This window comes from Micromonospora sp. NPDC048871, assembly GCF_043198155.1.
Taxonomy (GTDB): Bacteria; Actinomycetota; Actinomycetes; order Mycobacteriales; family Micromonosporaceae; genus Micromonospora.
On record NZ_JBICUM010000010.1, the window covers coordinates 79,423 to 99,955 of the forward strand.

The following is a 20,533-nucleotide window of genomic DNA, read 5'->3' on the forward strand; positions in this document are numbered from 1 at the left end:
AGGTCAGCCTACCGGCCGCCGGTCCGGGGCACGACCGACAGCGCGGCGGTGATCTGGATTACCCAGAGGGCGCGAAACGGCGCAACACGCCGCATAAACCCACACAATCCAGTCCCAGTCGACGGACCTCCGGCAAAGGTGCGAGGCCGATTCGACGTAGGCTCTCGGGTGAGGACGACGCGCCGCACCGCGGCGCGCAGCGAAGCGAGGTGCGGGCGTGACCAAGCAGATCCGCCAACTGGACCGGGTGGTCATTCGATTCGCCGGTGACTCCGGCGACGGCATGCAGCTCACCGGTGACCGGTTCACCTCGGAGACAGCTCAGTTGGGCAACGACATCTCCACCCTGCCCAACTTCCCGGCCGAGATCCGGGCCCCCGCCGGCACCCTGCCGGGCGTGTCGAGCTTCCAGGTGCACTTCGCCGACTACGACATCCTGACCCCGGGCGACGCACCGAACGTCCTGGTGGCGATGAATCCGGCCGCCCTGAAGGCGAACCTCGCCGACCTGCCCCGGGGTGCGGACATCATCGTCAACACCGACGAGTTCACCAAGCGCAACCTGGCCAAGGTCGGGTACGCCAGCAGCCCGCTGGACGACGACACCCTCGCCGGGTACGCCGTGCACCCGGTGGCGCTGACCTCGATGACCATCGGTGCCCTGGCCGACCTCGACGTGTCGAAGAAGGACGCCGAGCGGGCCAAGAACATGTTCGCCCTGGGCCTGCTGAGCTGGATGTACTCCCGGCCGTACGCCTCGACCCTGCGGTTCCTGGAGCGCAAGTTCGCCAAGCGTCCGGAACTGGTCGCGGCGAACGTGGCCGCCTTCAAGGCCGGCTGGAACTTCGGCGAGACCACGGAGGACTTCGCCGTCCGGTACGAGGTCAAGCCGGCCAAGATGCCCCCGGGCACCTACCGCAACATCACCGGTAACGCGGCCCTGTCGCTGGGCATCGTGGCCGCCGGGGTCCGCTCCGGTCTGCCGGTCTTCCTCGGGGCATACCCGATCACCCCGGCCTCGGACATCCTGCACGAGCTGAGCAAGCACAAGCGCCTGGGCGTCACCACCATGCAGGCCGAGGACGAGATCGCCGCGGTCGGCGCCGCCCTGGGTGCCTCGTACGGCGGCGCCCTGGGTGTGACCACGACCAGCGGCCCCGGGGTGGCCCTCAAGAGCGAGACCATCTCCCTGGCGGTGGCCCTGGAGCTGCCGCTGCTCATCGTCGATGTGCAGCGCGCCGGCCCGTCCACCGGTATGCCGACCAAGACCGAGCAGGCCGACCTGAACATGGCCCTGTTCGGCCGGCACGGTGAGGCCCCGGTGGCGGTGATCGCCCCGAAGTCCCCCTCCGACTGCTTCTACGCGGCACTGGAGGCGGCCCGGATCGCGTTGACCTACCGCACTCCGGTGATCCTGCTGTCGGACAACTACGTCGCCAACGGTTCCGAGCCCTGGCTGCTGCCGGAGGTGGAGTCCCTGCCCGACCTGCGGGTCGAGTTCGCCACCGCGCCCAACGGCGAGGACGGCACGACCTTCCTGCCGTACCTGCGGGATCCGCAGACCCTGGCCCGGCCCTGGGCCATCCCGGGCACCCCTGGCCTGGAGCACCGCATCGGCGGGCTGGAGAAGGCCGACAAGACCGGCGACATTTCCTACGACCCGGCCAACCACGACTTCATGGTGCGTACCCGGGCCGCCCGGATCGAGGCCATCCCGGTGCCGGACGTCGAGGTGGAGGACCCCGACGGCGACGCCCGGGTGCTGGTACTCGGCTGGGGTTCGACGTACGGCCCGATCGGCGCCGCCTGCCGGGCCCTGCGCCAGCGCGGCCTGCCGGTAGCGCAGGCACACCTGCGACACCTCGCGCCGATGCCGGCGAACCTGGGCTCGGTGCTGCGCTCCTACGACCGGGTGGTCATCCCCGAGATGAACCTCGGCCAGCTCGCCCAGGTGATCCGGGCGCGCTACCTGGTCGACGCGATCGGCTACAACCAGGTCCGCGGCCTGCCGTTCACCGCCGCCGAGCTGGAGACGATGCTGGAAGAGGTCCTGAAGAATGTCTGAGCCCGTCGCCCTGAAGCTCACCGCCAAGGACTTCAAGTCCGACCAGGAGGTGCGCTGGTGCCCCGGTTGCGGTGACTACGCCATCCTGGCGGCCGTCCAGCAGTTCATGCCGGAGCTGAACATCCCCCGGGAGAACATCGTCTTCGTCTCGGGCATCGGCTGCTCGTCGCGCTTCCCGTACTACATGAACACCTACGGGATGCACTCGATCCACGGCCGGGCCCCGGCGATCGCCACCGGCCTGTCGGTGTCCCGTCCGGACCTGTCGGTCTGGGTGGTGACCGGTGACGGTGACGCCCTCTCCATCGGCGGCAACCACCTGATCCACGCCCTGCGCCGCAACGTCAACCTGAAGATCCTGTTGTTCAACAACCGGATCTACGGCCTGACCAAGGGGCAGTACAGCCCGACCTCCGAGGTCGGCAAGATCACCAAGTCGACCCCGGTCGGCTCGGCGGACGCGCCCTTCAACCCGATCTCGCTGGCGCTGGGGGCGGAGGCCACCTTCGTCGGCCGCACCATCGACTCCGACCGCAAGCATCTCCAGTCGGTGCTGCGGGCCGCCGCCGAGCACGAGGGCTCGGCCTTCGTGGAGATCTACCAGAACTGCAACATCTTCAACGACGGGGCCTTCGACCAGCTCAAGGATCCGGGCATCCGGGACGACCACCTGATCCGCCTGGAGCACGGCCAGCCGATCACCTTCGGCAAGGACGGGCAGTTCTGCGTCGTACACCCCCCGGGTGGGTTCGGGCTGGAGGTCCGGGAGACCGCCGGCACCCCCACCGAGGAGATCGTCGTGCACGACGCCGGGGTGGCCGATCCGGCGTACGCCTTCGCGCTGTCCCGGCTGCCCGGGTTCGACCTGCGCAACACCCCCATCGGGGTGTTCCGCTCGGTGTCCCGGCCCTCCTACGACAGTGTGGTGCAGGCTCAGGTGGCCGAGGCCAAGGCCACGGCCACCGAGACCCCGGAGCAGCAGCTGGCCGGCCTGCTGGGCAGCGGCGACACCTGGACCATCGTCGGCTGACGACCGCATGTCGAAGGGGGCGGGCCGGAACCGGCCCGTCCCCTTCGCTGCTGGAGCGGCCGGTTCAGGGCAGGGTGTGGGACGTGGGCCGATCGTCGCGTACGTAGACCAACATGTCGCCGGTCTCCACGACCGCGCCCGCCTGGTCCGCCAGGGTGACCACCTTGCCCCGCCGGACCAGCGCGATCACCAGCGAGTCCAGCTCCCGGGGATTGCGGCCCACCTCCTGCCGTTCGGCCGAGCGCATGGCCAGCGCCATGCCCTGGCCGGGGGTCAGCAGGTCCTCCACCACGTCGATCAGGGGTGGGGCGGAGGTGGACAGGCCGAGCAGCCGACCGGCCGTGGCCGAGGAGACGATCACATGGTGGGCGCCGCTCTGCTTGAGCAGGGGGGCGTTCTCCGCCTCCCGGGCGGCGGCGATGATCCGCACCTGACCGGCGGTCAGTTGGCGTACGGTCAACGCCACCAGCACGGAGGCGTCGTCGCTGTCCGTCGCGATGATCACCGCTTTGGCGGTCCGCACATGGGCCTGGTTGAGCACCGAGGAACGGGTCGCCGAGCCCTCGATGGCGACCAACCCGTTCGAGGTGGCCTGGCGCAGCGCCGACCCGTTGCGTTCCACCACGACGATCCGGGACTTGTCCAGCCCGTTCTCCTGTAGTGCGGAGATCGCGCTGCGCCCCTTCGTGCCGTAGCCGCAGATGATGACGTGGTCCTTCAATTTTCTCTCCCACCGGTGCAGACGGCGCCCGGTCCGGTACTGCTCGGTCAGCACCTCCAGGGTGGTGCCGACCAGGATGATCAGGAACAGCACCCGGGCCGGGGTGATGAGCAGGACGTTCACCAGCCGAGCGGCCTGGGTGGCCGGCACGATGTCGCCGTAGCCGGTGGTCGACAACGAGACCACCGCGTAGTAGAAGCAGTCCAGCAGGGTCAGGCCGTCGCCGTTGATGTCGCGGTACTGGTCGCGTTCTAGATAGACCACCGCGACCACCAGGAGCACCAGCCCGACGGCGGCGGCCAACCGTAGGCTCAGCGCGCTCAGCGGGCCCCGCCGCTGCGCGGGAAAATGGATCACCGGGGGACCTGCCCCGCCTCCGTCGCCTGCACGCCCACAACATAGCCCTTGGCCGGCGATCCGCACGCCGAGGTGCCCGAGCGGCTGCCCCGGCAGCCGACGGGGCTGATCCGGCAGGCGGCGGGACGACATCAGGGCCGCCAGCGGGGCATGATGAACGGGTAGCGCAGGACCGGCGAGAGTGAGGCCCGCATGTCGTTGCTGCGACGGGTGATCGGGGCGGTCCTGCGCCGGGAACGCCAACGCCAGGGCCTGACCCTCCGCGAGGTGGCCCGGGCCGCCGGGGTCTCCGTGCCCTACCTGTCCGAGGTGGAACGGGGGCGCAAGGAGGCCTCCTCCGAGGTGCTGGCGGCCGTCTGCCGCGCCCTGGGCCTCTACCTCTCCGACCTTCTGGAAGCGGTCCGGGACGACCTTCGTCGGGTCGAGCGCAGAGGGCCCTCCGCGGTCCCGGGCACGGTCGGGTTCGGCGGCCACCTGCCGGGCACCCGGGCCGGCTCGGTGTTGCCGTCCACCCGGCCCGTCTCCGGCGGCACCCCCCGCCCGATCGCCCGACTCGGCTCCGACCCCGCCCTGCTGGAGGTGGGTCGGTTCGGCTCCGCCCTGCGGCAGGTGGGAAGGCTCGGGGTCGGCGGCACCCGCAGCGGGAGCAGCATGTTCCTCAGCGGGGGTCTGCGGATCATCGTGTTCGCCGACCGCCCGCAGGCCGCTGGCGACCAGCTCATCCGGGGTGCCCTGCCCCGCCCGGCAACGGTCACCAGGCCCAGGGGCGGCGCACTGGGCCGGGCCCGTCGGCGGCGCTCCGCCGCCCTGGCAACCCGGTTGATGCGTACGCCGGCCCGCCAGGACACCCGGCGACGGCCGGGTGGTGACCGGGTCGTGGGGGTATCGGCCCGGTTGTCCCGCCCGGCACGCGACCTCGCCCGCGCCTAGGGCCTGTGTCGAAGTCCTCGGCCGAGCTTCGACACAGGCCCCCGGTTCTGCCGAGGGCGAATCTGCCCCGGGCAGAAGCTCTGGGAACCCGACCCGCCGCCGGGCCAGGCTGAGAGGGCCGGTTTCCGGGCGGTCGCCTCGCCCACCGGCCGATGGAGGGGTGGACGAGATGATCACGATGCTGGACGACGGACAGCGGGCCTTCGGCGACCAGGTGTTCGAGCGACTGCTGCGGGAGCGGATCGTCTTTCTGGGCAGTGAGGTGACCGAGGAGTCCGCCAACCGGATCACCGCCCAGATCCTGTTGCTCGCCGCGGAGGACCGGGACCGGGACATCCACCTGTACATCAACTCGCCCGGCGGCTCGGTCAGCGCCGGCATGGCCATCTACGACACGATGAACTTCGTTCCCAACCAGGTGGCCACCCTGGCCCTGGGGCTGGCCGGGTCGATGGGGCAGTTCCTGCTCTGCGCGGGTGCGGCCGGCAAGCGGTACGCCCTGCCGCACACCCGGATCCTGATGCACCAGCCCTCGGGGGGAATGGGTGGCACCGCCTCCGACATCACCATCCAGGCGGAGAACCTGCTGCATGTGAAGCGGACCATGCTGGAGCTGATGGCCCGGCACAGTGGGCGGGACCTGGCCGAGATCCAGCGAGACTGGGACCGGGACCGCTGGTTCACCGCCGAACAGGCCCGCGACTACGGCCTCATCGACGAGGTTCTCACCACCAGCCGGCTCCCCACCCCCTGACCACCCGGTCTGGCCTTTTTACGGCGTTTGCCGCTCGCCCGCCCCGGGGTTGGTCGAGGATTTTCTCAACCACTCAGGCGACAGGGCCTCGATGACCCTGCTCCGGTGCAGGCGGCCTGAGTCTGATGTCGATGCGAGGTGACGGTTGGGTTCCGCAGAGCCGGCCGAGTCGACTCGCCAGAACGAGCACCACGCCATGTCCTCCCACGAGGTGGTGCTCCTGCTGGAGACGGACCCCCGGGAGGGGTTGAGCGGGGAGGAGGCCGCGCGCCGGCTGGAGCGGTACGGGCCCAACCTGCTGCCCGCCTCCACCGGCGGTGGCTTCCTCCGTAGGGTGCTGCGGCAGTTCGACAACCCGCTGATCTATGTGCTGCTGGCCGCTGCGGTGATCACCGCCGTCCTGGACGAGTGGGTCGACGCCAGCGTGATCCTCGGGGTCGTCCTGGTCAACGCGGTGGTCGGCTACCTACAGGAGTCCAAGGCGGAGGCCGCCCTGGACAGCCTGCGGTCGATGGTGCGCACCCAGGCCCGGGTGGTGCGGGCCGGGCGGGAGACCATGATCGCCTCGGAGGAGCTGGTTCCCGGGGACCTGATCGTCCTGGAGGCGGGCGACAAGGTGCCGGCGGACCTGCGGCTGGTCCGCCTGGCCGAGCTGCGGGTGGACGAGTCCGCGTTGACCGGTGAGTCGGATCCGGTGCCCAAGGACGAGGTGGAACTGCCGGAGGTCACCGCGGTCTCGGACCGCCGCAACATGGTCTACTCCGGCACCCTGGTCACGGCGGGCAGCGGGGCGGGCATCACGGTGGGCACCGGCGCCGAGACCGAGCTGGGCCAGATTCACCGGCTGGTGAGCACCGCCGACACCCTGGCAACCCCCCTGACCCGCAAGCTCGCCTGGTTCAGCAAGGTGCTGACGGTGGCCATCCTCGCTCTGGCGGCGGTGACCTTCGGGGTCGGGGTGCTGCGGGGTCAGGACGCGGCCGACACCTTCACGGCGGCCATCGCGCTGGCGGTGGGGGCGATCCCCGAAGGGCTGCCGGCGGCCGTCACGGTCACCCTGGCCATCGGGGTGACCCGGATGGCGCGACGACGGGCGGTGGTCCGCCGCCTGCCGACCATCGAGACCCTGGGCAGCACCACGGTCATCTGTTCCGACAAGACGGGCACCCTGACCGAGAACCAGATGACCGTCCAGGTGGTCTGGACCCCGGACGGCGAGTTCACCGTCACCGGATCGGGCTACCGACCCGAGGGAGAGCTCCGGGACAGCTCGGGTGCCGCAGCCGACGAGACCACCAGCGAGGCCCTGCGCTGGTCCCTGCTGGCGGGGTCGGGTTGCAACGACGCCCGGATCGGCGAGAAGAACGGGGAATGGACCATCACCGGCGACCCCACCGAGGGGGCGATGCTGGTGGTCGCCGGGAAGGGGGGCATCGACCACGAGCGGCTGCACACCATCCTGCCGCGTACCGGAACCATCCCCTTCAGCTCCGAGCGGCAGTACATGGCCACCCGCCACGAGGATCCCGACTCCGGGCAGGAGGTCGTACTGGTCAAGGGCAGTGTGGAGCAGATCCTGTCGATGTGTCGTACGGAGTTGGGCGCGGACGGCAGGCCCCGGCCGCTGGACGCCGAGGCGGCCCTGCGCTCGGCGGAGGAACTGTCCGGTCAAGGGCTTCGGGTGCTGGCCACGGCCGTTCGTCGTGGTGAATCCGACGGCTTCGACGAACAGGGGCTGCCCGGCACCCTGAGCCTGGCCGGTCTGCAGGCCATGCTGGATCCCCCCAGGAGCGCCGCCGCCCCGGCGGTACGGGCCTGCCACACCGCCGGCATCGGGGTGAAGATGATCACGGGAGATCACGCGGCCACGGCCACCGCCATCGCCACCCGCCTGGCCATCCTCGGCGACGACCACCGGGGTCAGGTGCTCACCGGCCGGGAGCTGACGGCGCTGCCGCCCGAGCAGTTCGCCGACACGGTGGACCGGGCGGTGGTGTTCGCCCGGGTGTCACCGGAGCAGAAGCTGCGTCTGGTCGAGACCCTCCAGCAGCGCGGCCATGTGGTGGCGGTGACCGGCGACGGGGTCAACGACGCCCCGGCCCTGCGGCAGGCCGACATCGGGATCGCCATGGCGCGTACGGGAACCGAGGTGGCCAAGGACGCCGCCGACATGGTGTTGACGGACGACAACTTCGCCACCATCGAGGCCGCGGTCGAAGAGGGCCGGGGGGTGTTCGACAACCTGATCAAGTTCATCGTCTGGACCCTGCCGACCAACCTGGGCGAGGGACTGGTCATCTTCGTGGCCATCATCGCGGGCACCACCCTTCCCCTGCTGCCCACCCAGATCCTGTGGATCAACATGACCACGGCCGTCCTGCTGGGCCTGACCCTCGCCTTCGAGCCCAAGGAGGTCGGGGTCATGGGGCGCCCGCCCCGCGATCCCCGTCAGCCGCTGCTGACCGGGGCCCTCGTGGCCCGGATCGGCCTGGTGGCCGCCCTGTTGGTCGCCGGCTCCTGGTTGGTGTTCGTCTGGGAGCAGGACCGGGGCTCCAGCGTGGCCGAAGCACGGACCGCGGCCCTCAACGTCTTCGTCGTGGTGGAGATGCTCTATCTGTTCAGCTGCCGCTCGATGGTGCGTTCCGCCTGGCGCATCGGCCTGTTCTCCAACCGGTGGGTGCTGGCCGGGGTGGGGGTCCAGGCCGTCGCCCAACTGGCCATCACCTACCTGCCCGCGATGAACAGCATCTTCGACACCGCCCCGATCGGCGGCGATGTCTGGCTGCGCATCTTCGCGGTCGGGGTCGCCGCCGCCGCCGTGGTGGCGTTGGACAAGCGACTCCGACGACACCGGATGTGAGGGGTCAGGTGGCCCGCTTGTCGGCACCGATGCCGGCGTCCCGGGCCAGCAACGCCGCCTGCACCCGGTCGCCGACCCCCAGCTTCCCGAGGATCGCCGAGACCTGATTACGGATGGTCTTGGTGCTCAACCCGAACCGGCGGGCGATCTGGGCGTTGCCCTCACCGGCGGCCAGGTGAGCCAGGATGTCCCGCTCACGCGGGGTGAGCCGGTCGAAGGGCGGCGGCAGGCTGTCCCCCACCGGCTGGGCCCGCCCCAGGGCGGCGACGGTGATCCCCGGACCCAGCACCAGACCCCCGCCGGCCACCGTCCGCAGCGCGTCGACCACCAGGTCGGGGTCGGTGTCCTTGAGCAGGTAGCCCCGGGCGCCGATGCGCAGGGCCCGGGCGACCAACTCGTCCTCGTCCGCCATGGTCAGCATGATCACCGCGATCTCCGGCCGGTGCCGCAGGATCTGGCTGGTCGCCTGGATCCCGTCCCCGTCCGGCAGCGCCAGGTCCATCGCCACGACGGTGACCTGGCCGTGCGCGACCGCGGCGATCGCCTCGGCGCAGGAGGCCGCCTCCTGCACCTCCGCCACCCACGACTCGCCCTCCAGCATGGTGCGCAGGCCACGGCGTACCACCGGGTGGTCGTCCACGATCAGCACCCGGGCCTGGTCCGACATGCTCGCCCCCTCACCGTCCGCCGCCCTCCGGCGGCTACCCATCCTCGACCCAGGGCAGCCGTACCCGCACCAGGGTTCCACCCCCGGCACCGGGGGTGATCTCGCAACTGCCGCCGAGTTCGGTGGCCCGGTGCCGGATCGAGTCCAGCCCCACCCCGCCGGGTCGCGGGCCGCTCACTCCGACCCCGTCGTCGGCGACCTCCACCAGCAGCCCCTCGCCACGGCGGACCCGCACCTCGCACCGGCCGGCCTGCGCATGGCGTACCACATTGGACAGCGCCTCGGCCACTATCCGGTACGCCGCCACCTCCACCGCGGCAGGCAGGCTGCGCAGGTCGCCCTCGACCTGCAAGTCCGTCGTCAACTGGGGGCCGTCGAAGCGGCGGCACTCCATCCGCAGCGCCGACTCCAGGCCCTGGTCCAGGGCGGCGGGCCGCAACTGGTCCACCAGTCGGCGTACCTCCGCGGTGCAGGTGCGCAGGTCGTCCGCCAGGCTGTCCAGGATCTGGCCCAGCCGTGGGGTACCGGTGGAGAGTTTGCTCGCCGCGCGTACCTGCATCGACATGCCGGCGAAGGTCGGCCCCAACCCGTCGTGCAGGTCCCGGCGGAGCCGCCGGCGCTCCTCCTCCCGGGCCAGCACCAGCCCTTCCCGGGCCTGCCGAAGCTGACGGATCAGCCGGGCGGTCGCCACCGCCACGGTGGCCTGCCGGGCAACGTCGGTGAGGATTCGCCGTTCCATCGGGGTGAACCGGTCACCGGTGCGGCGATGGGCCACCACCAACTGGCCGACCCGGTCGCCGTGGATCAGCATGTCGAAGCGTTCCACCGAGGTGGTCGGGGTGCCGTGCGCCACCTGCGGCCAGCGGGTCGCGCCGCCGCCCGGCGGGTCGCCCCCCTCCGGGTCGTCCACCTCGACCGCCACGTACGGCACCCGCAGCGACTTGGCGATGGTGTCGGCCAGCAGCGCCGGCACCGCGTGCGGTTGCCCGGTCCGCTCCAGCAGACTGCCCAGCCGGGTCAGCATGGCGTACGGGTCGTCCCGATCCCCGTAGAGCAACCGGTTGACCCCCCGCTGCACCCGGTTGCGCAACGGCTCGAAGGTGATCGCGATCAGGCCGGTGGCCACCAGCGAGGAGTTCGAGGTGTCCGTGCCGACGACCAGATCCCGCAGCAGGGCGACGATGGCCACGAACCCGGCGATCACCAGCAGGCTCATCACCAGCCAGACCAGGGTCCGGTTGATCACCCGCTCCAACTGGTAGAGCCGGTAGCGCAGCACGGCCAGGGTCATCGCCCCCGGGATGGCCACCACCATCAGCGCCCAGGCCCCGGCCAGGTTCAGGGTGTCCAGCACCCCGCCGAGCAGGAACAGGGCCCCGGCCGCGAGCAGGCAGGCCAGTTGCTGGCGGGCCTCACCGGTCGCCCGGCGCCACCGTCGGACCAGCGACACCAGCACGGCCACCACCAGCAGCACCTGCACGGCGATGGCCAGCAGGGCGATGCGTACCAACAGTTGGGCCCGCCCGGTGGCGGCCAGCTCGGCGGAGAGCAGCAGCCCGCGTGGGTCGTCGAGGGCGGCGACGGCGAAGGCGCCGGTCGACAGGACGGCGCAGCCGATGAGGCCCGCGGCGACGATGCGCCACCGCGGGCCGGGCAGCTTCCCGTCCGGGAAGACCAGCAGGGCCAGCATGACCAGGGTGTACGGCGGCCACCACAGCCACTGGCCCAGCCAGGCCAGCGGCAGCCACGAGGACCAGCTCAGCGCCAGCACCGCTACCGTGGCGACCAGGCCGGCGGCGAGCATCAGCCGGCCCACCGGGTGACCCGGCACCCCGGCCAACACCAGGGCGCCGAGGGCGGTGAAGGCGGCGGCGAAGACCGCGGTCAGCGTGCTCGGGCCGACCAGCAGGGAGTCCCGCTGGTAGAGCTGGCCGGCCAGGACGAGCAGCGCCACCACCACCGCCGCACCGGCCAGCAGGCCGCGGCGGCGGGATGTGAACTCCGCACCCGGTGTCACGGTGGGCCTCCTGGTGGCTGATGCCGGTCAGTGCGCCCAACCGGCGGCGTGCATGGCGTTGTGCAGGAAGTTGCCGGAGGTTCCCTTGCCCGGCTGGTGCCAGGGCATCTTGTCGAGGGCATCGGTCAGGGTGCCGTTCAGCGTGGGCAGGGCTTTGATCATCACTTCGGCACCCATGATGCTGGCGTCGTCTCCCGCCTCCGACTCGGCCTTGAGGAACCGTTCGAGGTGGTCGAGTACCGCCTGAAGGCGGCGCAGCACCGCCTCCGGATCTGCGGCTTCACTGCTCGGCTGGAGTTCGGTCAGGCGCCACTCCTGGTCGAAGCTGGGGACCAGTCGCCGGCCGGTGAAGTCGAAGAACTCCACCGCACCGCGCAGGGGGTCCCCATCGGACTGCTCTTCGAGCAGTCGCCGCAGGTCGGGGTAGGTGTGTGCGAAGGTGTCGTCGTTGGCGATCAGCAGGATGCGCTCATCCATCTCACCGGAGACCAGGCCCATCTCACTCTCCTTTGTGTACATCGAGCCGTTGGGTAAGGCATAAGTCAATACGGTGGGTCGGGACGCCCCCCGGTCGCCCCGACCCCTTCCGGCGGCCAGCCCCCGATATCACTGGGCCGCCAGATTGTCGTACTCATTGCCACGCCCGTGCCGATCCCCCCGCCGGGGCGGTCCCCACCGCCCCGGCAGTCGGCTCCGGCGCCTACCTAGCTGATCTTCAGCAGGGTGGCCTTCGGCTGCTTGGTCGGTGCGGCTGCGGGGGTACCGTCCAGGTTGTACTGCTTGAGGTTGACCTGGACGTTCTCGCTGTTACCGCCGGCGAACATGCCGCCTACGGTGCCGGCGGCCCGAGCGCCGCTGCGGTAGATGAAATCACCGCTGAGGGAGTACGGCACCCGGATGTTCGCGTGGGTGACCGTCACCGTCGCCTCCACGATCGATCGCGCCGGCACCAGCACCGGCTGCCGCCAGGAGACCGAACGGGTACGCGAGGTGGATCCGTTCTGGGTGAAGCTGAAGGACCCCTCGGCCGAGACCGTCACCTTGCCCTCGGCGAAGATCGGAAAGCCGGCCTTGAGAGAGGTCGACACCGAGACCCTGACTCCGGCGGTGTCCGACCACCCCTCGGTCTCCGTCACCGACTTCGTCCCGCTGATCTCGGTCGACTGTTGCAGGGTCGTGTCGTTGCGGTTGGTCACCTTGTCCAACTGCTGGAGTGAGGTTCCGACCAACTGCGCCCGGGAGAGGTCGTAGTCGATGTCATACGCCATGAACTCGACGATGTCGTCCATCTGCCGGCAGACCTGCTTGTTCGCTCCCCCGCCGACGCTGATCGCCGTCACACAGACGTTGTGTCCTGCGGCCGAGGCCGGCAGCACCACCTGGAAGCCGTGTGCCGCACCGAACCTCGGGTAGACGGCGGCCACGTCCGGCCGGTGCTGGTTGGCGACCATGGACCGGGCCAGGGTGCCGTCGATGTGGATGTTCACCGTCAACGCCGTGGTCGGCGCGTCGTCGTCCGCCGTCCAGCCCCAGACGCTGACCCCGTCCCGGGTGACCGTCTGCTGCGCCCCGTCGAAGGCGAGCACCGGGATGTGACTCGGCGGCGGGGGGTCCTCCGGGGGCTCGTACCCGCAGGCCGGCGGTGGCACCGGCACGTCGCAGTACGGTCCCGCGACTGCCGGCTGCGCCATCACCAGGGCGGTCGCCCATCCGGTCACGACGGCGCTCAGGACCGCCACGCTCCTTGCAACTCGCATGGAACCTCGATTCGTCGTCGCCTCGCGAGAGGCGTCTCTCCGCCCTCCGGTTCGGCGGGGCGGCCGTTACGCCTCGAAGTCTGTTTGCGCGGCAGACCCGGTCACCAGGGACGGGCGTCCCTGATGACCGGGAGGTTGTCCCGACTGAAGACGCGAGCCCTAAGTCCCGGTCAGGGGGTCAGATCCAGCCCGCCTCGGTGGCGATGCGGATGGCGTCGACCCGGTTCCGGGCGTTCAGCTTGGTCACGATCCTGGTCAGGTAGTTGCGCACCGTGCCGACCGAGACGTGCATGGCGGCGGCGATCTCCGGTGGTTCCGCGCCTCCGGCGGCCAGCCGCAGGGCCTGGATCTCCCTACCGGACAAGGGGATGTCACCGACGTCCCAGGCGGCCAGGGCCAGCCGGGGATCGATGACCCGATGCCCGGCCGCCACCTCCCGCACCGCCTCGGCCAGTCGGTCCGAGGGGGAGTTCTTCAGCAGGAAGCCGCCCACTGACATGGACAACGCCCGGCGCAGGGTCCCCGGCCGACCGAGCCCGGTGAGGATCAGGGTGCGGCAGGACGGCAATTTCTCGTGCAGTTCCTCGGCCGCCGACAGGCCGTCCAGCATCGGCAGGTCGACATCGATGATGGCGACATCGGGTCGGTGGGACAGGGCCGCCGGGACAATTTTGTCGCCACTGTCCACTTCGGCGACCACCGACATGTCCGGTTCCAGGTTCAGCAGTAAGGCCAGCGCGCCGCGGACCATCTGCACGTCCTCGGCCAGGAGAATCCTCAACACCGGCGAATCATCCTCTCGACGCGGCCGGGAAGATCGGTAATTCCGCCACGAGTCGAAAGGTGTCGCCCGTCGCCGCAGCGGTGAGATCGCCGCCGGCCGCGCGGAGGCGCTCCGTGAGATTCTCCAGACTCGTTCCCGTCTTCGCACGCGGGGACGCGCCGTCGTTGGTGACCAGCAGCCGCAGCCGGCCGCCCTCGCTGCGTACGGAGATCAGGCAGGTGTGGGCCTCACTGTGCCGGACGATGTTCGTCACCGCCTCCCGCAACACCACGGCCAGCAGGGCATCGATCTCCCGGGCCAGTTCACCCTCAGCTATGTCGATCTCCACCTCGACCCCGGCGGTGTCCAGCACGGTCGCCGCGGATTCGAGTTCGGCCCGCAGGGACATGTGGCGGTATCCGGTGGCCACCGTCCGGATGTTCGAGGCCGCGATCCGGGCGATGCCGAGCATCTCGGCCACCTCCGCGCGGGCCTGCTCAGGGGCGTCCGGGAGCAGCCGGATGGCGGTACGGCCCCGGAAGAGGATCGCCGAGAACAACTCGCCCAGGCGGGTACGCAACTGCTCGGCGACCTCTAGGCGCTCCTGGGTCACCGCCTCCCCGGCCAGCTTGACCCGGGCCTGATCGATCTGCTGCACCAGGCCGGAGAGCGAACTGACCCCGTACACCACCAGACCGGTCAGCAGGGTCGAGATGGTCAGGTAGGCGACCTGCTCCACGGTCGCGCCGTACGCCACGGAGGTCAGCAGCACAGCGACCCCCACCAGACCGTACGAGACCCACCGCCACACCCCGCCGAAGACCAGCAGCAGGGAACCGGCGAGGAAGCCCCCCATCGATCCCCAGGGCATCTCGATCCACAGCAGCGGCAGGGCGCTCAGCACAGCCTGCGCCACCAGCACGGCGGCCTGCGACCAGCGGGGCCATCGATAGGGGTATCGCAGGGCCTGAAGCACTTGAAGGCCGACCACGGCGGCCAGGCAGAGGCCCAGACCCAGCAGGTGGAGAACGTTGGGATCGCCCGGAAGTACGTTGATCACCATGAGCAGCCCGTAGCCGGCGAGCACCAGCACGGTGAACGCGCGGGCCACGCGACGGTGCCAGGGCACGGCAGCCGGTTCCCCCAGGCTCCGGTCGGCGGATGACGCGCCCGGCGGCAGGGGCCCCACCGGCAGGGGGATGGTCGCCTCCAACCGGAACCATCCCTCATCCGTACTGGCCACCAGCCGACCGCCGACCACCGCCAGGCGGTCGATCAGGTTGTCCAGCCCGAACCCCCCGTCGGACCGGGAATCGGCCTCCACCCCGTCGTTGCGTACGGACAACCGTGCCTCGTGGTCACGGACCGACACCTCGATGACGCACTCCTCCGCCTTGCTGTGTCGCAGCACGTTGGTGGCGGCCTCACGCAGCACCACGCCCAGCACCGATTCCACCGGCTCGGGCAGCACGGACAGGCCGGGCTCGACCGTCACCCGCATCCCGGCGCAGGTCAGGGCGGTCCGGGCGGCCTCCGCCTCGATCGCCATCGACATCCGCTGGTCGCCGCCGGCGACCACCCGGATGTCCGACAGGGCACGGTCGGCGATCTGTAGCACCTCACCCAGCTCCTGGCGGGCCCGCTCCAGCGTCATCGGCAGCAGGCGGTAGGCCAGCTCACTCTTGAGCATCATCGCGGAGACGTTGAAACCGAGCAGGTCGTGCAGGTCCCGGGCGACCCGCAGACGCTCCCGGGCGACCACCATCGCCACCATCTGGCCGATGGTCGCGTGGACCAGCCCGACCAGTACGACGAGGGAACTGACGGCGTAGATCATCAGACCGGTCAGGGCGGTGAAGTAGACCCCGTACCCGATGTCGATCGCACTCAGGCCCTCGACCCACTGGCCCAGCAGCACGGCCAGGACCACCGCCCCGAACAGCCACCAGCGCCAGCCCCCGGAGACCGCCAACAGCAGGGAGCCGGCGAGGAACCCGGCCAGGGCCCCGGCCAGGGGCCCCACCCACAGGAACGGCAGCAGGGTCACGGCCGCCTGGGCGACGAGGGTGAGCACCCGGGTACGCACCGACCAGGTCAGCGGCTCCAGAGTGGAGTGTGCGATCTGAAGAACGAGGGCCACGCCGCTGCAGGCGACAAAGGCGAAGAAAGCCGCCCCATGCGGACTGTTGTTAAAGGCCGCGAGGAGGACATTGAGGATATAGCCCAACACCACCGCGAGGATGACGCCGCGTGCCATTCGGGTAGCTGAGCGTTCTTCCGAGTGAAAAGCTCGAGGATCGGCGTCTGGGTCCAGTGAACCGTCGCCTTCCGCTCGAGACATCGGACCCTCCACATCGGTCCCTCATGCCAACTATGGCTGTCCCGATAGGACACCGCCATTCGCCACGCGTGTCAATCAGTCGACCGGAGCAATACGTCGGTCGATGCGGGCCCGAGGGAGGTCCCGGCCTCACTGTCCCGGAAGGGTGCCGTAACTGTTGTGGTAGGTCTTGCCTCGCTTGGGATGGGTGAACTTCAGACCCGACCAGGTGGGGTCGACGCTCAGGCAGGTGCTCTCCACCAGACCATGGTTGTAGCCGATTTCGATGACTTTGGGCAGGGTCAGGTCGGATCCCAGCTTTCGGCCCTTCGGCCAGGACAGCCAGAGCATTCCCCCGGCCCTCAGGTGCGCTTTCAGCCGGGGAAACTGATCATTCATCTCGGCCTGGGTGATGACGAACAGGTGCATGTAGTCGAACTCGCCGTCCAGCCCCTCTCCGACGACCAGGTCCGGCAGGTCGATCGTCTCGTGGACCGACTCCGGAGCGTTCATGAAAAAGGTTCGCGAACCGGGCTTGACACCCATCTTCTGCGCTACCGTCCTGGGCACGGGTCCTCCTGACATCGGGTTCATCATGTGTGATCAACGTGAGTGGGTGGGTGTCACGACGGGACGCCCGATGGCGAAACTGCCGACTCCGGGCTCGACCCGCCAGTCGAGACCGAGGATGCGGGAGGTCGCCTCGATCTCGGCCGCGTCGATCCGCAGGCCGGACAGGCCCAGAGCGGTGCAGGCCAGAGACATCAACTGGGTCAACGCACCGAAGTTGCGCAGCACCAACGAATAGCCCAGGCCGCTGTACTTCCAGGACACCCGCTCGAACCGGGCGGTCACGGACAGCAGCACCCCGGGCAGGCTGCTGAGGTTGGCCGCCACCCGGCTGGTCTCCAACATCTCGTCGGCCTCGGCCCCGGAGACGGCCAGGGGTTCCAACCGGTGACCGGCGGGGTCGTAGTGGTAGACCCCCCGCGGCACCCCGTCGCAATGGTGCACGGTGGCGTAGATCTCCAGCTCATAGCTGCGGCCGGGCGACGAGTACGGTCGGTCGCTGGCCGCTGCGGCGGAATGCGGGTCGCCCACCGTCGTCGACCGCACCCTGGCCGTGCGGTAGAGCAGGGTCCCCAACTCCCGATCACTGACCGGGTCCACGGCCAGGTACCCGCTGCCGTGCGGGGCCTCGATCGTCTCCACCAGCCCTGGGCCGTCGTCGCCGGTCGGCCGGTACAACTCGATCGCCGGGCCCGGGGCGGGCGGCTTCACCACCGGCGGGAACCGGCCGGTCTCCCCCGCCGGGTAGGTGGCCCCGAAGTCATGGTCGTGCCGGCCGAGGGTGGCCCGGGTGTGGAAGAACAGCTCCGCGGGATCCCAACCGAGCAGGGCCGAGTCGGTGTCACCCCCGGTGGTGGTGCCGTCCAGCGGCTGACCGCTGTTGTCCACCAGCATGCCGGCCATCACCAGGGGGGAGATCAGCGCGCGTACCACCGGATCGTCGAAGTCCGGGACGGCCGGCCGGATCAGGGTGGCCAGGGCGGCCACCGCCTCAGGGCCGTGCAGGATCACCCGGTGCAGGCACAGCGGCGACTCGATGACCAGGGTTCCGCCCTCGGCGCGGATCACCGCGAACCGGGACAGCCGCACCGGCGCCTGGGGCACCGCCGCCGGCTCGGCCAGCCGGGCCGCCGGGGTCAGCGGCTCCACCGAGATCAGGGGCTGCTGGGGATCCAGCCCGTAGGAGTGCACCACCAGGTGCGGATGGTCGTCGATGATGGACCGCAGGGCGGTCCAGTCCGACTCCTCGGTGATCACGTTCGACAGCGTCGTCGGGCCCAGGCTCATCCGCTTCAGGGCCTGCACGATCGCGGGCCCCACCGGGGTGAGAACGGACTCTCCGGAGCGGCTGTGCAGCACCACGGCGGCGTTCGCGGGCTGATCCTCCACGAAAACGTCGTCACGGAACGACCACAGTGGCAGCGGCAGCATGGGAGGTCATCCAATCGTCAGACTCCCGGTCACAGGAACATGGGAATCGGATTGAGTTCCGGGTACGGTGTCGGCGCGGCGACCCGTCCCAGCCGGACCGGTACGTCGAAGAGCCGCCCGGGGGCGAAACGGGCCCAGAAGTGACGCAGCCCGGGAACGATGACCTTGACCACCGGCAGACCCACATCGGGGCGGGTCTGGTCCAGGACGAGCACCTCCAGACCCTCGGCGGCGGCGCGGGCGACCAGCCCCTCCACATCGTCCCGCAGATCGGTGGACTCGGCGTACCGATAGTCCTCGCGCCGCAGCGTGAGCCCCGGAGCGGGCCGCAGGTAGGGCTGGTTCGCCACGGTCGCCGAGCGCCACCAGCGCACCACGTGCGGATCCTCCGCGCCGTAGGCCCCGGCCGCGTCAACCTCCACCACGGCCGGCAGCAGCTGCCCCAACTCGGTCAGGGCCCGTCGGGCGGCGACGGTCGGATCCGGGTGTGCCCCGAAGCCGAGCATCAGGTCCTCGGCCGGCTTGTCCGTACGACGGGAGACCGCCGCCATCACCGGCACCCCCAGGTCGGCGGTGAGGTCCAGCAGCCAGAGTTCCCGATTGACCCGGGCGTACCGGGCCGGCAGGGCGTTCATCCACTGGTCGGCGAAGGAGGCCAGGTCCACCTCCGGCTGCCGGGTGCGGTTGTACCACCACAGGGCCACCGCGTCCCGCTCGACCAGTTCCAGCAGACCCTGCATGATCGCGTCCTCCCGGCTGGCCCCGGCGGCGTTGCCGTTCGAGGTGGCGCGCAGGGACCGGTGGCCCTGGGGGGAGAAATAGAGCAGGTCGGTCGGCAACATCCGGGCACGGTCCCGGGTCAGCGACCAGACCGGGGTCCAGTCGAGCACATCGGTCTCGTCGAAGATCTCCGGGACGTACTGGAACGCGCCGTTGGCCGCGTTCCACCGCTCCCGGTCACGGAACTGGCGGGGGTCGAACAGCTGCACCTGGTCCGGATGCACCGCCCGGTCGCCCAGGTCCCGCAGGCTGGCGCGGACCACCGGCTCGTCACCGCAGCGGGAGCCGCACCAGCGCTCGACCGCCTCGCACAGGGCGCCGACCCGGGCCTCGATGTCGGTGCTGCCCTTGCCGCCGCTCTGCTGTCGGAGACCGGCTCTGGCGGCGGTCAGGGTGCCGTGGCCGGTCACCGCCCGATTGGCCCCGGACAGATAACTGTGCAGGAAATCCGGGCAGCGCGGGTCGCGGCGGATCGGGTCGGTGATGCCGGTGATCGGGTCGGCCAGATGCCGGTACCTCTCCCACACCTGGTCGGCGGTGAGCGCCCGGTGCCCGTTGCCGACGAGTGACGCCTTGGGTCGCGCGACCAGTTGAACCGGCTGGGAGACCTGGGCGGTCATGAACTCCGGGTCGCCGCAGGCCACACACTGGGGGCGGCGGGCGACCGGATGCCGCCGGCTCTGAAGGGTCACCGTGTCGAAGGTGCTGACCGTGTTCCAGCTGTCGGTCCCGGCACCGGCCGAGAACTTGATCGCTTCGAGAACCGCGAGTTGCAGCCCGATCAGACGGGTGACCGCGAGGGAGGCCTCGGGCGCGGTGACCCCCTGGGCCCGGCCGCGCGCCAGGGTCTCACCGGTGCGCCGCATCCGCAGGCGACCGGCCAGGCAGCCCCAGCAGGGGCCCTGACCGTGAAACACCGGGCCCACCCACAGGTCCGCGCCGGTGGTCTTGGCCAGCAGCCAGGGAAGCCCGGCCGCCAGCATCGCGGCGTTGATCGACTCAAGCCGGGGGTCCAGGTAGTCGTCGCAGAGCACCATGGTCAGGGCCGGGCCCAGGTCCGGGCCCTCCGGTACGGACAGGCCGGCGGCGCGCAGGGCGACCGCGGCCTCCTCCGCACCGGTGGCGCTCAGCGACAGCACCCGGACGGACCCGGCGGCCAGCCGTTCGGCCGCCTGGTCGGCATCGCCGGTGGTCAGGTCCCAGTAGGCGCCGGCTGCCGGGTCGGTGTCCGGCGCGCTCGACCGGCGCAGGCCGATCAGGTCCGCCTTGGCCAGTGACACCAGTGTCGCGCCCAGCTCCTGCGAGGTCAGCCTCCCGGCCGTCCGCTGCTGGAGTTCGGCCATGCTCAACGAACCGTCGAGCAGGGGCCCCAGGGCGACGGCACGCTCGCCGGAGAGAGCGATCGTGCCGCGGGCCGACACCAGGTATACGGCGGCCTCCTCGGGAACGGTCACCGCCGTCAGATGCCGGCGGAAACCGATCCGAGTCGAGGGGTGGGCGGACACGGCGAG

Annotated in this window: 14 protein-coding genes and 1 pseudogene; 5 read left to right on the plus strand and 10 right to left on the minus strand. The window is 70.5% G+C overall.

Annotated features, from left to right (window positions below):
- Positions 1–217: 217 nt before the first annotated feature.
- Together ACGFIK_RS21075 and ACGFIK_RS21080 are read left to right on the plus strand one after the other, a co-directional pair.
- Positions 218–2,065 (plus strand): 2-oxoacid:acceptor oxidoreductase subunit alpha, encoded by a 1,848-nt coding sequence (locus ACGFIK_RS21075; protein ID WP_327022893.1) that lies wholly within the window; start codon positions 218–220, stop codon positions 2,063–2,065.
- A complete protein-coding gene (locus ACGFIK_RS21080; RefSeq protein WP_327022894.1) occupies positions 2,058–3,095 on the plus strand; it encodes a 2-oxoacid:ferredoxin oxidoreductase subunit beta in 1,038 nt (345 codons plus the stop codon). Before ACGFIK_RS21075 ends, ACGFIK_RS21080 begins: the two co-directional genes overlap by 8 nt.
- Before the next feature lie 64 nt (positions 3,096–3,159).
- Here the strand turns inward: ACGFIK_RS21080 and ACGFIK_RS21085 are convergent, their stop codons facing one another.
- Positions 3,160–4,173 (minus strand): potassium channel family protein, encoded by a 1,014-nt coding sequence (locus tag ACGFIK_RS21085; protein WP_327022895.1) that lies wholly within the window; start codon positions 4,171–4,173, stop codon positions 3,160–3,162.
- Positions 4,174–4,365: 192 nt separating this feature from the next.
- Between ACGFIK_RS21085 and ACGFIK_RS21090 the strand changes: the two are divergent.
- From ACGFIK_RS21090 to ACGFIK_RS21100, 3 genes and pseudogenes are all read left to right on the plus strand, one after another.
- Positions 4,366–4,980 (plus strand): annotated as a pseudogene (locus tag ACGFIK_RS21090) (helix-turn-helix domain-containing protein); the annotation flags it as partial.
- A 292-nt stretch (positions 4,981–5,272) separates the two neighbouring features.
- Positions 5,273–5,857, plus strand: a complete 585-nt coding sequence (locus ACGFIK_RS21095) for an ATP-dependent Clp protease proteolytic subunit (RefSeq protein ID WP_327022896.1) — start codon at positions 5,273–5,275, stop codon at positions 5,855–5,857.
- A 196-nt stretch (positions 5,858–6,053) separates the two neighbouring features.
- Entirely contained in the window at positions 6,054–8,717 is a 2,664-nt protein-coding gene (locus ACGFIK_RS21100) for an HAD-IC family P-type ATPase (RefSeq protein ID WP_357531248.1), read from the plus strand.
- Between the two features lie 4 nt (positions 8,718–8,721).
- Here ACGFIK_RS21100 and ACGFIK_RS21105 read toward each other — a convergent pair whose 3' ends face one another.
- The 9 genes from ACGFIK_RS21105 to ACGFIK_RS21145 form a co-directional block, all read right to left on the minus strand.
- Positions 8,722–9,384: a response regulator transcription factor gene (locus ACGFIK_RS21105; protein WP_327022897.1), complete on the minus strand. Its 663-nt coding sequence runs from the start codon at positions 9,382–9,384 to the stop codon at positions 8,722–8,724.
- 34 nt (positions 9,385–9,418) lie between these two features.
- Positions 9,419–11,401 (minus strand): histidine kinase, encoded by a 1,983-nt coding sequence (locus ACGFIK_RS21110; protein WP_393340768.1) that lies wholly within the window; start codon positions 11,399–11,401, stop codon positions 9,419–9,421.
- 27 nt (positions 11,402–11,428) lie between these two features.
- Positions 11,429–11,920, minus strand: coding sequence for a hypothetical protein (locus tag ACGFIK_RS21115; protein WP_393340771.1), 492 nt, complete (start codon positions 11,918–11,920; stop codon positions 11,429–11,431).
- A gap of 185 nt (positions 11,921–12,105) precedes the next feature.
- Positions 12,106–13,140, minus strand: a complete 1,035-nt coding sequence (locus ACGFIK_RS21120) for an ETX/MTX2 family pore-forming toxin (protein WP_393340773.1) — start codon at positions 13,138–13,140, stop codon at positions 12,106–12,108.
- Between the two features lie 196 nt (positions 13,141–13,336).
- The gene (locus tag ACGFIK_RS21125; RefSeq protein ID WP_327022901.1) at positions 13,337–13,942 is read right to left on the minus strand and encodes a response regulator transcription factor; all 606 of its coding nucleotides are present in this window, start codon (positions 13,940–13,942) and stop codon (positions 13,337–13,339) included.
- Between the two features lie 7 nt (positions 13,943–13,949).
- Entirely contained in the window at positions 13,950–16,061 is a 2,112-nt protein-coding gene (locus ACGFIK_RS21130) for a sensor histidine kinase (RefSeq protein ID WP_393340775.1), read from the minus strand.
- Between the two features lie 330 nt (positions 16,062–16,391).
- Complete coding sequence (locus ACGFIK_RS21135) at positions 16,392–16,811, minus strand: hypothetical protein (RefSeq protein ID WP_393340777.1); 420 nt, start codon at positions 16,809–16,811, stop codon at positions 16,392–16,394.
- Between the two features lie 33 nt (positions 16,812–16,844).
- The gene (locus ACGFIK_RS21140; protein WP_393340779.1) at positions 16,845–18,242 is read right to left on the minus strand and encodes a SagB family peptide dehydrogenase; all 1,398 of its coding nucleotides are present in this window, start codon (positions 18,240–18,242) and stop codon (positions 16,845–16,847) included.
- Positions 18,243–18,271: 29 nt separating this feature from the next.
- The gene (locus tag ACGFIK_RS21145) at positions 18,272–20,527 is read right to left on the minus strand and encodes a TOMM precursor leader peptide-binding protein (protein WP_393340781.1); all 2,256 of its coding nucleotides are present in this window, start codon (positions 20,525–20,527) and stop codon (positions 18,272–18,274) included.
- Positions 20,528–20,533 lie beyond the last annotated feature (6 nt).

Bases quoted from the DNA above. Each gene is read 5' to 3' on its own strand.
- ACGFIK_RS21115 (WP_393340771.1), bottom strand. From the start codon at position 11,920: ATGTACACAAAGGAGAGTGAGATGGGCCTGGTCTCCGGTGAGATGGAT.
- ACGFIK_RS21100 (WP_357531248.1), top strand. From the start codon at position 6,054: ATGTCCTCCCACGAGGTGGTGCTCCTGCTGGAGACGGACCCCCGGGAG.
- ACGFIK_RS21105 (WP_327022897.1), bottom strand. From the start codon at position 9,384: ATGTCGGACCAGGCCCGGGTGCTGATCGTGGACGACCACCCGGTGGTA.
- ACGFIK_RS21095 (WP_327022896.1), top strand. From the start codon at position 5,273: ATGATCACGATGCTGGACGACGGACAGCGGGCCTTCGGCGACCAGGTG.
- ACGFIK_RS21080 (WP_327022894.1), top strand. From the start codon at position 2,058: ATGTCTGAGCCCGTCGCCCTGAAGCTCACCGCCAAGGACTTCAAGTCC.
- ACGFIK_RS21140 (WP_393340779.1), bottom strand. From the start codon at position 18,242: ATGCTGCCGCTGCCACTGTGGTCGTTCCGTGACGACGTTTTCGTGGAG.